This window comes from Methylacidimicrobium tartarophylax (assembly GCF_902143375.2).
In the GTDB taxonomy this organism is placed as follows: Bacteria; Verrucomicrobiota; Verrucomicrobiia; order Methylacidiphilales; family Methylacidiphilaceae; genus Methylacidimicrobium; species Methylacidimicrobium tartarophylax.
On the sequence record NZ_CABFVA020000070.1, the window covers coordinates 1 to 14,037 of the forward strand.

Consider the following 14,037-nt stretch of genomic DNA (forward strand, 5'->3'; position numbering starts at 1 on the left):
GGGCTGGCGGATGATCCGCCAGCCGCGCTCTGCAAACTCGGGCTCGAGCCCGCCCAGGAAGGCCGCTGCCTCCTCGGAGGTGCTCCCGTCATCGACGAGGATGACCTCGAAGTTCGGGTAATCCTGGGCGTGGAGCGATTCGAGCGCTTGGGCAAGGAGGGCGGGGCGATCGTGGTGCACGAGGCAGACGCTCACCTTGGGAGGATCGAACGGGCCGGCCGACGATTGCATTGCTTGCCGGGAAGGCAGAGCGGCCAGCCAATCGATCCAGCCTTTCCGAATCACGGAGGGATCGATCGGGGCTTCCGGAGCCCGCATTCCCAGGCGCAGCGCCTCCCGGAGTCTGTCGGCCAGCGCTTCGGGATTGACATGAATCTCCGGCTCGCCTTCCCCGGGCCACGCTCCTTCGCCTCCTTTCTCTCCCACCCGCAGAAGGGGGATTTGCCAGCAGGCGCACTCCCAGGCCGCGAGGGAAAGCCCAGGGGCGGAGGAGCCAACCACGGCAAGACGCTTTCCCTTCCGAAGATAGTCGAGCGCCTCTTCTCGCTCGAGCGGCTCCAAAGCTTCCCAGTCCTGGGGCCAGGCGGCCGCTCGACGCGCGACATACTCTCTTCCGGAGGTGCCCTCGATTCGACCGGAGCGGCCCAGGAAGGTGATCCGGAGCCTTCCGGTCGCGGACGGGGGGAGGCGATCGATGGCGTCGCAGAAGATGCGGAGCCTCTTCCGCCACTCCAGCGAACCGAAGAAGACGATCTCCTCTGGAACGAAGGGCTCCCCTTCCGGCTTCGGAAGCAGGGAGAAAGAAGCGGGGAAGGGCGGAGGCAGGGAGCGGCGGCTTTCGGGAAAGATCCAGCCCTCGGCTTCGAGCGATCGGAGCAGCGCGTCGCTGGTGGCGATCACCCCGTCGGCGAGCCGAGCGCTCTCCCGCTCGAGGAAATCGGCGATGAGCAGCTCATCATCTTCCACGAGATCGGCGTTGTCGAGGGTGCGGCGCAAGGTCGGGCTGTGGACGAGAACCGCGAGCGGAAGCTTCTCGAAGGCCAACCCCTGGTGCTTTGCCAGAAGAGCGTAATAGCCCAAGCCGCCGCGATCGCAAAAGAGGACCCGGTCGAAGTTGGCTGCCTGCTGCCGGAGCCATCGGTAGGTCTTGTAGGCCCGGGAGGAGGAGCGGGGCAATACGAAGCAGCGCTCGGCGGGTTCCGGCAAGGGAGTCAACCGCACGCCTCGGTCGGCGTAAGCCTCCACGAGCGGAGCGAGCGCGTGGGCCTCCGCCGGTTGTTCGCCGGCGAGCACCACCGTGGCTTCCCAACCCGTCTCCGCCAGGGTCTCGGCCAGCGAAGCGACAAGAGAACCAAGGCCGCTGCTCGGGCCGAATCCCGCCAGCTCGATGGTCGCCAGGCAGATTCGCGGGCGAGCCTTACCGGGAGCGGAGGAGTCGGAAGCGGAGAGCGAGTCCATCAGGGCGAAAGGGTATGAGCGAGGGCGAAGAGCTTAACGCGGCGAAGGGCTCCCGCGCACACAGTTTTTGAAGAGAACCAGGGGGAAACCCCTCGCGCGAATGCCTGCGACGGAGCGTCTAGGTGCCAAAGACCAACATCCGCTGGTTCCGCGGATGATTCTATTTCCTAATTATCAGGTCCTGGATGATTGCGTACTGTTTTTTGGAAGAGATGCGGATGGGATTGTTGCCATGTTTTGAGGGCCTGAAGCGGGGGTTGATGGTTGAGCGATTTTTGAGGGTGGTGTTCGCTGTAGAGCCAGGCGTAGCGGTGGAGCGTGGTTTTCAGGTCCAGGGAGCTTTGGAAGGGATGAGTACGGAGGATCTGCGCCAGCCTTCCGTTGAAGCGCTTCACTATGCCATTGGTGCGAGGCGACTTCGGCTTGGTCAGGCGGTGCTCGATTCCCAGTGCTTGGCAGAGCGCGTCAAACTCATGGGATCCGGTAGCATCCTTGGGTTCTTGGCCGAAGACCCTATCGGTGAACTCCTTGCTGTGATCGATGAGGATGGTTCGGACTTTCACGGGCGCCGGCTTTGGCGAGCACGTGGAGGAAGCTGCGTGCGGCCGCTGGGGTCTTTGCACGCTTGACCGCCAGGAAGACCCAACGGGTGGCACGGGTCCTTGGCGACGAAGAGATAACGGCGAGAAGTCTCGTCGGCCATCTGGGGCAGGGATTTGAGGTCCACGGGAAAGTAGCCCGGCAGGTCAACTGGAAAGGGTTGAGTGGGATTGGCCTTTTTTCCGGTTGAGGCAGCCGGGAGTGGCCGAGGGCGCCCGCAGGAGCCGGCCCAAGGCCGAGCGGGTCATGGAGGGTTCGATCCATTCGAGGATGACGGCCAGCAGATCATCCAGCGGCAGCCGGAGCTGCGTGCGCAACTCGATCACCATCTCTTCCTGTCCCGGATTGAGTGTCGTCGGAAGACGATGCGGCGTGTGGCTGGCGTCCGCGGGCGTTATCCCGCTTCCGCCACCGACGAATCGTCTCCCGATTCACGCGAAACGCCGTCGCCAACTCGTAATCGTTGCCCGCCAGAATCGCCGTGCGGATCGCCGGCGTAGTCGTCGCATTCTTCTGCAGGGTGATTCTCCTACCTTTCTCTCGGCTTTCCAGATTGCCACAACCTCGCGAAGCAACGAACGGCGATTGGCTAGGCGGTAATCATACTAACCCTGACAGCTATCCTCGGAACAGGACCTTGCGGACGCTCCGCAGCCTCCGCTCCCATTGCCTTAGACGAACCCCCAAGCGCCAGGTCCAGGACCGTTGGATGCGGGCAAGCTCGTCCCGTGCCTGCCGTGCTTCGGCGTTCCCGCGCTCAAGTTGTTTACACCGCATCAAGAGGTCGGTGTACTTGTAGTGGAGCCGCTGATAGAGCGACGGCGCTTCGGCTTCGGCGTGCGCGACGCCGGAACCGGCTTTGCATTCACCGGCCAGCACTAGCGGATCTGTCATGGGCTGGGCGACCATCGCCTTGTAGAGATCGTCGGGCGGCACGGGTGGTGCGCCGAGCTTGGTGCAGCAGAAGTTCAGGGCCTCGGCCATGGGACCAGCCGCGCGCGGCATCCAGCCGCCGGCGGCATCCTGGAAGCCGTTCATGTCGAACCAGTCGAACCTGCCGCAACCCAGCAACTCGGCGAGATCGCACAACATTCCCGGCGTATAGCCGAAGCGGTGCGCCTGGTGAGAATTGACGCGGCCGCCGACGCCGTAGATCACGGCCATGAGGTGAAAGCTGTTATCGCCGGCGATCAGGCGACGCGCATAGAGCGACATGTCCGGCACGCTGATCTTGAGCTGGCCACCCACCTTCAGGATCCGCACCATCTCGGAAAGTGCCTGGAAGGCGTCGGGCCATTCGATGTGCTCGAGCACGGCGTTCGCCACGATCTCCTCGACCGAGCCGGTCGGAACATGGCCCATGTCCCGCAGGTCAGCGACCACGTCGGGACGCGTCGCCGGGTCGATGTCGATCGTCTGGTAGCCCTCCGGCCGCATGCCGTTGGCGCCAACATAAAGCTTCATTTCCAACATCTCCTAATGCGCGACCGGTCGGTTCGCAGAGGCTTCCGTTGACCCCGATGACAAGACAGATGTCCCCTGAATTCAAGCTGCATCGATTGCTTCCGTCGCAGCGGAAGAGCGGTGCCCCGCTCTTGCGCGGCGAGGAAGGGCGAGCGCGGTTGCGATCGCTTCGGCGACCCGTGTGGGATCGATGCTCTCCATGCAGGGGCTGCCCGGCAATCCTCTGGGGCACCTCGACATCCAGGAATCGGTGCTCCACCAGCAATTCCCGCACACCTGGGGTGGAATGTTGATGTTTCCCGGATAGCCGAAGAAGTCGATATTGGTGGGGCCGAAGAGAACGGCGCAACGGGTTCCGACGCAGGAGGCCAAATGGACCAGACCCGACTCGCTATCGACGTGGAGCCGCGCCCCTGCCAGGATCGCGACCGATTCCGCGAGTGTCGTCTTGCCTCGCAAATCCCAATCGACGCCCACGATCGGCGGGCTCGCTTCCCCTCCGATTTGAACCAAGCAAATCCCCGGAATCCTCTCCCGCAACTTCTTTGCCAGTTCTCCCCACCGCTCGGGTGGGTAGGCTTTCGTTGGACGAGGTCCGTCGATCGGAAAATGGGGATCCCAGCCGTCGTGCAAGGTCAAGTAGGTTCCAGGCTCTAGCCCGGAAGCCGCTGGGACCTCTGCCGGCAGCGCGAGTGGAAATAGCGGGCCCCCGTAAGGGATGCCGCACTGTGCATGAAGCGAGTTTTCCCTCCGGATGCCTCGCAGGGCGGCTAGATTGGCGTGGGCTCCATCCAAAAATGGGTGCCTCTCCCGATACTTGGCGATCTCCTTGGCCCGTTCCTCCGCTTCGGCGACCCATCGGAGGAAGGCCGAACTCTTCCGTCCCACCGCTTCCCAGGAGACCTGTTCTGGATTTAAAAAAATAAACTGGTTGATCGTCAGCTCCGCATCGGCCGCCTCGCGGGCCTCCTCTGGTTCCGAGTCGAGGAGAGCTTCGGGAAGAGCCGAGAAGAGAAAGCCGATGTTCCTGGGCCCCGAAGGCCGAATGCGAAAACATACCTTGCCGTCAAGCCAGTGGGCCATGTCGCGAAGAAAGCGGGCAACAACCACGGAGTCGCCCACCCCTCCCGTGATTCGGATTCCAAGCAGAAGCGGCGCGCTTCGCCGAGGGTCAAGGACAGCAGAAGGAGTGCCAGCGGAGTTTCCGAAGATTTCCCTGCGCCAAAGGCGGAAGCTCTTCTCCAGCCGCCGGAACGTTCCTGGACGTGGATGAGCCTCGCTGCGCAAACGCGCACACTCTGCTTCTAACAACCTTGCGCGTTCTTCTAACAACCTTGCGCGGGCAATCGCCTCTGCTTCCCCTCTGCGCACGACCCCAAGCAGCGACAATGGGCGGCGGAGCCTCTCGAGCACCTCTAGGTGCTCGTTGGCTACATAATACCGGTTGGCCGGGTCTTCGCAGGCAAAGGAGTAGTGAGAGGCAAGAAGCCTGGGTTCCCAAGCCAAATAGGCGGGATCCGCACTCCCGGGATCGGATGCTTCCACCAAAAGGATCCAGGGCCGAGGACCCGTCTGAAAATCGTAGGCCGAGAGAATCCGTTCCTCGGATCCCTTTGCATCAATCTTTAAAAAATGAATCTCTTGGCTCGTACAGTGCTTCAAAACCTCGGGCAGCGTCGTTACAGGGACCATCTCTTTCCGGACGGCAAGCCCCTTTGCCCGCCAATGCTCTGCTAGATCCGCGTTGAGCGTCGAAAGACCTCGCCCATCGACATCATAAAAGATGGCCTCGCCGGGGGCATCCGAAAGAGCCGCTTGCAAGACCACGTCACCCGGACGCGCGAGGCGCAGCCGCTCGGCTTGGTGCGGCAGAGGCTCGACATGGATCCCTCGCCAACCGCGTTCGTGGAAGGCTCGAGTGACCGAATCGAGGGTCGGATCATTCGCGCCAACATCGACGTAGAATCCACGCCCGACTCCGGGAAGGGAGCGAAGCAGGCGAATATCCTCGTAGTGCCGGGCGTAAGATACGATGGGTCTCGTTTCCGTCATTCGGGGCGCAACACCATTGCGAGGTTCCTCGGAACTCTCAGCAAGCCGAGAGCGAGTCAAGGAGAAAGCGGCCGTTTGTCGGTAGCAGCTTGCAAACCATCGGGAAGGTCCTAGATTGAGGGCCGTGTGAATCCGAACGACGTCGGCACCGCACCCTATGCGAGTCTCTGCGGAGGCGAAGCCATGAGTGGCGGCGGCGTTTCGTCACCGGGTCATTGCGAGACAGAGCCCGCCGCTTCGCTCTTGCTGCCGCGCTCCCCTGTTCCGGCGGAGGGCGAGCGGATGGAAATCCGAATCCGTTGGCCTCCCGGCAAAGCACCCCCCTCCGGCCGGGTTGTCGGGCGAATCGGAGGAAGGGAATTTTGCGCCGATGCGGCGGCGTCGCGCGAGACGCCGCGGGAAACGAGCCTGGGGGTCGTTGTTCCTTTTGGCTACCGCCGATTGACGGTGTGGGTGCTCCAATCGAACGGAAGGCGGATACGGCTGGGCCGCCGGTGGCTTGTGCGAATGGGACCGTTTCCGGTGAATCGGTGGCTTACCGATACGATCCTCGGAGCGGCATCGTTTCTTTCCGATGCCCTCGGGGCTCGTAGTGCCCGGTGGAAATTACATCCCGAGGGCAAGCGGTCGCGCTTCGAGGCGGACGCCCATTTCGAAGGCTGGTTTTGGCATCGAGCCGGTCCGCCGGAGGCCTTCTTGTTCTATTCCGGAGGGCGGCAGATCGCCTCTTCTCCGCCGATCGCCCTTCCCGCATGGGAAAGAAGCGCACTCGGCTGGCTCCCTCCCCATCACTTCTGGGGATTCGATCAACGCTTAGCGCTCCCGCAAGCCTGGCACAGAGTTTCGGTATGGGCGCGGATGAAGTCGGGCCTGCGCATCCGCCTGGGGTCGCGCCGCGTCTTCTGTGGCGGCCCAAGCCAGGAGTCACCTCCCCAAAGAGATGCCGCCGCGCTGGAACCTTGGCCACGGAAATTCCTCCCTCTGCCCCATCCCCCAAGCGGGGAGACGATCGCTTCGGGCGAAGCAGCTCGGGAAGTCTTGGCTTTGGTGCTCGATCACATTGGCGATGTGGCTTGTACGCTTCCCGCTCTCGCGCTTCTGCGGGAGAGGCTGCCTCCCGGTGCTCGACTGACCGTCGCTGCGGGACCGTGGGCCCTTCCGCTCCTGGAACGCTGCCCGTTGGCGGATCGAGTCGTTACCATCCCGTTCTTCGCGGAGCGGGCGGATGCCGGCTTCCGGAACGATCCGGCTTCGCTGCTCACCCCATTGGAAGGCGAGGCATTCTCGCTTGCGGTCGACTTTCGCTATGCCCTGGACACGCGCATCCTGCTTCGGAAGATGCCGGCCAGACGCCTCGCGGCCTATGCGAGGGGAGACGGCGAGGATTGGCTCTGGTTTCGGATGCCGCTGCCTCTGGAGGCCCGGCGCGTTCCGTGGAAGGGTAGGGGGCCCCATGCGGCCGAGCTGAAGTTGGCTCTGGCGGCAGCGCTCCCGATCGGGCCCTTCTCCTCGAAAAAGGAGCAACCCCTTCCGATTTTTTCCCTCCAAGAACTTCGACCGGAACTCCTCGAACGATTGACGGACCTGCCCGGGTCATGGACCGTGGGGATGCACTCGGGCAGTGGAAAGCGAGAAACGCAATGGCCGGCCGAATGCTTCGGCCGCTTGGCCGACCTTTTGATCGAGAGGCTTTCCGCCCGGATCGTCTTTTGCGGAGGGCAAACGGACCGCGAGATAGCCGGCCAGGCTCATCGAGCCATGCGACATCCCTCGCAGGCGGCCATGCTCGCCGGGCGTACTTCCTTAGGAGAGTTTCTCGATCTGCTGCCGCACTTGGACCTCTTCATCGGCAACGATAGCGGTCCAGCCCACTTGGCTGGATTGCAGGGAGTTCCGACCCTTGCGATCTTCGGAGGGAGCGCGCGCGTGAGCGAATTCCACCCGCTCGGCCCGCGATGCTACCCCCTTCGCTCCAACCTTTCCTGTTCTCCCTGTTACAGGCAGGCTCCCGACTGCCCCTGGAACCTGCAGTGCCTGCACAAGCTCACGCCGGATGATGCCTTTGCCGCGGTGAAAAGTATCCTCCGGGAGATTCGGGGTGCATAACCTTGGGGGCACGGCGAAGAGGCGGCCGGAAGACCGCTGCCACCGGTTCGGCTTTCCGGAAAGAGCGTAAGCCGAAAGGAGCAGGGCATCCAGGACATCGAGCCTCCTGTTTCCCTGCAATCGAATTGGACTCGACGACCCATGTGGATTTCTGCCAGCTTTTGCCAGGAACCAATTGCGGATGCGGATCATCGTGACCGGGGCGGCCGGGTTCATCGGCAGCAATCTTGTGCGCGCCTTGAACGCTCGCGGCTATGGCAACATTCTTGCCGTAGACAACCTTGCGGCTACGGAAAAGTTCCACAATCTGGTCGGTCTTCAGATCGAAGACTATCTCGACAAGAACCGCTTCTACGAGGAGTTCGCCGCCGGGCGCTACGGATCGGCGGAAGCCGTGTTTCATCAAGGGGCTTGCTCCAGCACGGTGGAGCGGGACGGCCGCTACATGATGGAGAATAATTACCGGGCGAGCCGAACCCTTCTGGAGGGCTGCCGCCGGCAGGGAGCGCGGCTTATCTACGCCTCCTCGGCCGCCGTCTACGGGACCAACCCGGACTGTGTGGAGCAGCCGAGGGCGGAACACCCGCTGAACGTCTACGGCTATTCCAAGCTGCTCTTCGATCAGGTTGTCCGCCGAGAACTGACCCAATCGTCCCGGCAGATCGTCGGGTTACGGTATTTCAACGTTTACGGCCCTGGGGAGGCCCACAAAGGCCGGATGGCATCGGTCGCTTTCCACCAGTTCGGCCAATATCTGCGCGAAGGCAAGGTTCGCCTCTTTGGTGCGTACGGAGGGTATGACCCAGGGGAGCAGGAGCGGGATTTCCTTTGGATTGATGACCTAGTCTCCGTAAGCCTCTGGTTTTGGGACCATCCCGAGAAAAGTGGGATCTTCAACTTAGGAACGGGCCGGGCCCAGAGCTTCAACGCGCTGGCCCTTTCCGTGGTCAACGCCCTTCGCCAGCAACAAGGAAAGAAGGAGGTTTCCCAAAAGGAGCTGGTGGCGCGGGGAGAAATCGAATACGTCGATTTCCCCGAGGAGCTAAAGGGTAAATACCAGACTCGTACCCAAGCGGATTTGACCCGTCTGCGTGGCGCTGGCTGCGAACACCAATTCCTCCCTGTGGAGGAAGGGGTCCCGGCCTATGTGCTCAGGCTTTGGGAGAGCCGATCCCACGAACGGAAAGGAGCGCCTCCGATTCCTTTTGCTAGCGTTTCGAAGCAGGATCCTCTCGGTGGAGGAAAATAGACGGATGCGGCGGGCTTTTCCACCCCTCCATCCAAGAACAAGGGAATTTCTCTTTCCAGCGCGTAAGGATCGACGGCGGCTCATGGGCAAAAAGGCATGAAGCAGGAAAACCCAAGATGGGGCCGCCTCCCCGTGCCGGAAGGTTCGCGTCGCGCGGAGCGCCTGCCCGTTTGCTTCGTTACCACGGAATTTCTCGGGTGGCCGGGTGCTGGAGGGGTCGCCACCGCCTATGGCAACCTGGCAGAGGTGCTAGTGGCTGCGGGATTTCCGGTCACGGTCCTCTGCGCCCTGCCTCCGTGGGCCGTTCGTGCCGATGAGGAGGCTTTCCAGGAGAGGTGGCGAGCACGGAACGTCGAACTCCATTTCTTGGATCGGGACCCTCCGGCCGCAGTTTCGGGCAGACCCGCAACGGTGCGCGCCTACCAAGTTTATGAATGGCTGCGGGCCCGGGAAAAGAGCTTTTCGATCGTGCACGTGGCAGACGTGTTGGGCCTCGGCTACATGGCGCTTCTGGCCAAGAGACAGGGCCTGGCCTTTTCCCAGGTGACCTTCGTGGTGGGAGTCCACGGCGGAGAGCTCATGAAGGAGGGTTCCCGAGAGCTCCCTCCGGATCTAGGCCCGATGGAGTTTGAGTTTTTGGAGCAAGAATCGGTTCGGCTCGCCGACTTCGCGGTGAGCCCGAGCCGCTTTTACCTGGAACTGATGGAACGACGCCGGTGGGAGCTTCCTCAAAGGTGTTGCGTGGAGCCGAACCTCGTTCCTCCCTCCTTTTTGCGAAGGAGCCGGAAGACGCCCGTTCCGAGCACCCTCCAAGAACTGGTGTTCTTCGGAAGACTTACGTCGCGCAAAGGGGTGCCGCTCTTCTGCGACGCCCTGGATCGGCTGGCAGCGGCAGGAGAGAACCGATTGGAACGGATCACGTTCCTCGGCCATATCGGCGAAGTCGACGGTCGCAACGCAAGGGAGTACCTCGAAGACCGGGCCCACCGCTGGCGTTGGCCTTGGCAAATCTTGTCCGACCGAAGTCGGGATCAGGCATTGGCTTACTTCCAGGAGGGAACGGGAAAGTTGGCCGTGGTGGCCTCCCGGGCCGAGAATTATCCCTACACTCTTCTCGAATGCTGTCTCCTCGGGATTCCTGTTCTCGCGGCTCGGAGTTGGGGGATCCCGGAAATCGTGACACCGAGCGACCATTCGCGTGTTCTTTTTTTGCCGGACCCGGCGGAATTGGCAAAGAAGCTTTCCCAAGCGCTTCGGGAGGGAGTGCGGCCGGCTTCGCTGGCCCACGATCCGGAGGAGGTGCGCGAGCGCTGGATCCGCTTTCATGAATATCTCGCCGAGGAACGGCGTGCGCCTCGAATCGTTGTCGACGGACAATTGCCTTTCGTGAGCGTCTGCCTCACGCATCACGATCGACCGGGATATCTTCGCCAAGCACTCGACTCGCTCAAGCGTCAAGACTACCCGGCTTCGCGTTTTGAGGTCATCCTGGTCGATGACGGCAGCCAAACGCCGGAGGCGCGGAAGACACTATCTTCCTTGGAGGAAGAACTTGCGGAGCGGAACTGGACGCTGCTGCGCCACGCAAACCGCGGCCCGGGAGCCGCCCGGAACTGCGCCGCCGCTCGAGCCAAAGGAGACTATCTCCTTTTCATGGACGATGACAACATCGCCCGTCCGGAAGAAGTCTCGACCTTTGTTCAGGCCGCGACCCGGAGCCATGCCGACCTCTACACCTGCTTGAAACCTTACTTTTCCGGGGACGAAGAACCTTCGGGGAAAGACCCGGAGGAGATCTGGATCCCGACCGGCGGCTCTGCTCTCCTAGGCATTTTTGCGAACTGTTTTGGAGATACGAATACCCTGGTCCGGAAGTCGACCTTCGATGCGCTGCGTGGATTTGCGGAGGAGAGAGAGATCGTAGCGGATTGGGAGTTTTACCTGCGCGCGGTGCTGAGGGGGTTTCGTCTCGAAGTAATCCCGGCTCCTCTCTTCTGGTGCCGGAGGGGACATATTAGCCTTTCCGCTAGCAGCGCTGGAAATTCAACGTTCCGCCAGTTTCGGGAATATCCGGTGCTCGCCTCCGCCCGGGAGGCGCTGACCCCGTCGCTCCAGGAGCTGCCTTTGTTCGCCAAAGGCATTTGGGAGAGGTTGCAAAAGGTCTGGGCGGAATATTGCCAACTCCAATCGGACCATAGCCAACTCCAATCGGACCATAGCCGACTCCAATCGGACCACAGCCAACTCCAATCGGAACTTTCCCGGCCGCTTCATTTGGTGGAGCGAGGCGTTCGCATCGGGAGGCAGCGGGTCGTGACCGATATCCGTCGTGGGCTTCGCTCTGTCGAAAGGAGCTTGAGGCCTCTGTGGCGGCGCTTTAGGCGGGAAAGATAGGCGTGGGGGTTCGTATGCTCTTGGAGCCTCTGCTGTTTTAGGGTTTTCCCCTGCGCATCAGCGCCTTGGAGTCTTGGAAAACGCAAACAGGTTCTCAAGACGCTCCAATAGTGGCAGATCGAAGACTCGCATGCGGATGATCAACACCTTACGCACATTTCATCCCATATCGGCGGGCTGGGATCCGCGGAAGGTTTGCCTCCCCAAAACGCCCCGGGAGCCCGAACATTCCAGGCGACGGCGGCCTGAGCGCTGTTTTTACTAGTTTTGTTTTGTATACGAGCTTGAAGGATCTCCCCCGTCATCAGATAAGCGGGAGGAAAACTCTCCAGAGTGGGCTTTGGCGGGCTGCGTTCCGGCGCGGTCCGGATCGGACGGAGAGAGAGAATGAGGCTTCTAGGGAAGTAACCGAGGAATATGAAGAGGAAAACGAAGGGTTGTCTCTTGACTCTGCGGGCGTTTCTGGCGACGGCTGCCTGTGCGGGGCTGGCGGGGTTAGGAATCGGCTCGGTCCGGGCGACGGTCATCGGGCTGCAACAGTTGCCGGGGCATGGGTCCGTGGTAGGCGGCAGCGCTTCGACTACCGGGCATTACGGAGCCGGAGGTACCGGACACATCCAGGTTACTGCACCCGACACCGTCATTAACTGGGGCAACACGGGCGGGACCATCGGAACGAATCAGCCGGGAGGCTTCAACATCGGGGGTAGCGCTCATCTGACGATCACCGGCGGACATGGAACGTCGCTGCTCAACGTCGACGTGACCGGCAACCCCTCCCAGATCCTTGGCATGATGAATACAAACATGCCTACCTTCATCGCTAATGCCAACGGGATCATCGTAGGACCTAGCGCGAGTATCGTTGCCCCCGCCGGGCTTGGCTTGATCGCGGCGACCGTCAACGAGAGGGCGTTCGCTACTACCGGACAGTTGCCGATCAGCTTTGCGGCTTCTGGCCCATTGACCGTGGCGGGTGATCTCCATGCTGCGGGCGGTCCGGGCAAATCGATCATCCTTGCGGGCTCGGGTGCGGTGAACATCGCGCCGATCCCGAATGGGGCCGCGCACTACTTCAAGCCGGGAACCAACGTGACGGTCGTCGGCGGAGTGGGCGGGACCTTTTCAGCTTCAACGGGTCTCTTCACTCCGGGGGATGCACCCGGCTCGTCGACGCCCTCGGCAACCGCTCCAACGACCGTGACCCTCAACCTGGGCACCTCGGCACATCCGTATGACCTGCGCCTGAGCGGTCCCAACGGTGCTGCGCCGACGGTCGGAACCATGGTCCTGGCCAATGGGAGCATCGTGAACAATGGGGTCCTGACCAGCAGCACGGGGAATCTGATCCCCTTCCTCCAATGGACCGGCACGCTGACCAACAACGGCACGATCATCAATGCCTCGCTGGAAAGCGGCCCTCAGGTTGGCAGGGTGAGCTTTCAGGGAAATACCTCGGCGAAGCTGGCCTACGGCGGACTCGTCAACAACGGGGCGATCACCACTCAGATCCCGGCTCTGGTTGTCGACCTCCCGGGCACGATCATCAATAGCAGCGGAGCGACGATCTCCAACTCCAACGTGGGCGGCTCGGTCTCACTCTTGGCCGGTAATGTCGCCCTCCCCCTCTTCAATGGAGTGGGCGGTGCGGTGATCAACCACGGCGCGGTTGTTGCGTATGGTGGCGTGTCCCTCGTGGCCTCCAACCCGTACCATGTTGGGCCGAACCCGGGCGGAGGGGTGTTTAGCGACGGGTCGATCCAGATCCTGAGTTCGAGCGCTCACACGGGAGCCATCCTGACCGTCCAGAGCGCGACTGGCAACGCTTTCCTCGGAGGTACGGTGACGACACCGCACGATCCGCTCGGCTTGTCCCTGGCCTTCTTCCAGTCGGGGCGCAGCCCGACCTCGACCTTCACTCTCGGCACTAACGTGACGGCGCAGAATTTAGTGCAGTTCACCGGTGGGAGCCTGACAGGTCCTGGCACGGTGACGACGAACACCCTGCACCTGTTGAACTTCACCGGGAGCGTGAACAACGTCACCTCGCCAACCAACTATCTGGCCAACGGCTTCCACGTGGCTAACGGCACGAGCGGGAACACCCATATCATCCTCGACATGCCGACCACGGGAATGGGAGCAATCGGGCGGCAGGTGGTGAACCTGAACGTGGCGGGTAATGCGACCCTTACTTCGGGTCACACCTCGACCTTCGTGAACGGTCTGGGATCTGTGGGAATCCTTCCGACCGAGGCGAACGTGGGGAGCAACCTCCTGGTGCAGGCCAGCGGCAACATGGCGGTCAACCCGAGCTTGGTGGGGCCAGCCAACTATGCGCTCTCCACCGGCGCGCTGCACACCCCTGGTTTCGTCTTCCCGGGTGGGATCGTCCTGATCGCGGGGAGCACGCTGGCCTTGAACACGGTGGTCGACAACGGCTATGCGCCGACGGTCGTGGCGGGCCAGGGGATCTTCTTCCAGGCTCCCCATATCGTGAACACGGCACCGGTGATCACCAGTGGCAACGCGTGGGTCAATTTCAGCACGGCTCCCACGAGCGCTCCCCCGATCCTCTACGGGGTTACTGCGGCACCGGGCGGCTACACGATCGCGGCCGATCCGAGCGCTTATCACATCCGCTCCTACATGCCCTAAGCGCATAGCGAAACAGACCTGCGGATTCCGGGAAGGGGGGTTCGGCCGTCAAACTA

At 62.1% G+C, this 14,037-nt stretch carries 7 protein-coding genes and 1 pseudogene; 4 read left to right on the top strand and 4 right to left on the bottom strand.

Features of this window, described 5'->3' with window-relative positions:
* The 4 genes and pseudogenes from MAMT_RS06295 to MAMT_RS06310 form a co-directional block, all read right to left on the bottom strand.
* Positions 1-1,458: glycosyltransferase (locus MAMT_RS06295; RefSeq protein ID WP_142660141.1), on the bottom strand; the 1,458-nt coding region annotated here is incomplete at its 3' end.
* 167 nt (positions 1,459-1,625) lie between these two features.
* Positions 1,626-2,583: pseudogene (locus tag MAMT_RS06300) on the bottom strand (integrase core domain-containing protein).
* 93 nt (positions 2,584-2,676) lie between these two features.
* A complete protein-coding gene (locus MAMT_RS06305) occupies positions 2,677-3,522 on the bottom strand; it encodes a class I SAM-dependent methyltransferase (protein ID WP_178086968.1) in 846 nt (281 codons plus the stop codon).
* An 81-nt stretch (positions 3,523-3,603) separates the two neighbouring features.
* The gene (locus tag MAMT_RS06310) at positions 3,604-5,574 is read right to left on the bottom strand and encodes an FkbM family methyltransferase (protein WP_142660143.1); all 1,971 of its coding nucleotides are present in this window, start codon (positions 5,572-5,574) and stop codon (positions 3,604-3,606) included.
* 126 nt (positions 5,575-5,700) lie between these two features.
* Here MAMT_RS06310 and MAMT_RS06315 point away from each other — a divergent pair, with 126 nt between their 5' ends.
* The 4 genes from MAMT_RS06315 (at position 5,701) to MAMT_RS06330 (ending at position 13,981) form a co-directional block, all read left to right on the top strand.
* Positions 5,701-7,680: a glycosyltransferase family 9 protein gene (locus MAMT_RS06315; protein ID WP_142660144.1), complete on the top strand. Its 1,980-nt coding sequence runs from the start codon at positions 5,701-5,703 to the stop codon at positions 7,678-7,680.
* A 181-nt stretch (positions 7,681-7,861) separates the two neighbouring features.
* Positions 7,862-8,929, top strand: coding sequence for an ADP-glyceromanno-heptose 6-epimerase (rfaD, locus tag MAMT_RS06320; protein WP_142660145.1), 1,068 nt, complete (start codon positions 7,862-7,864; stop codon positions 8,927-8,929).
* Between the two features lie 96 nt (positions 8,930-9,025).
* On the top strand, positions 9,026-11,323 hold the full coding sequence (locus MAMT_RS06325) for a glycosyltransferase (RefSeq protein WP_142660146.1): 2,298 nt from the start codon (positions 9,026-9,028) through the stop codon (positions 11,321-11,323).
* A gap of 417 nt (positions 11,324-11,740) precedes the next feature.
* Positions 11,741-13,981: a beta strand repeat-containing protein gene (locus MAMT_RS06330; RefSeq protein WP_142660147.1), complete on the top strand. Its 2,241-nt coding sequence runs from the start codon at positions 11,741-11,743 to the stop codon at positions 13,979-13,981.
* Positions 13,982-14,037: the final 56 nt, after the last annotated feature.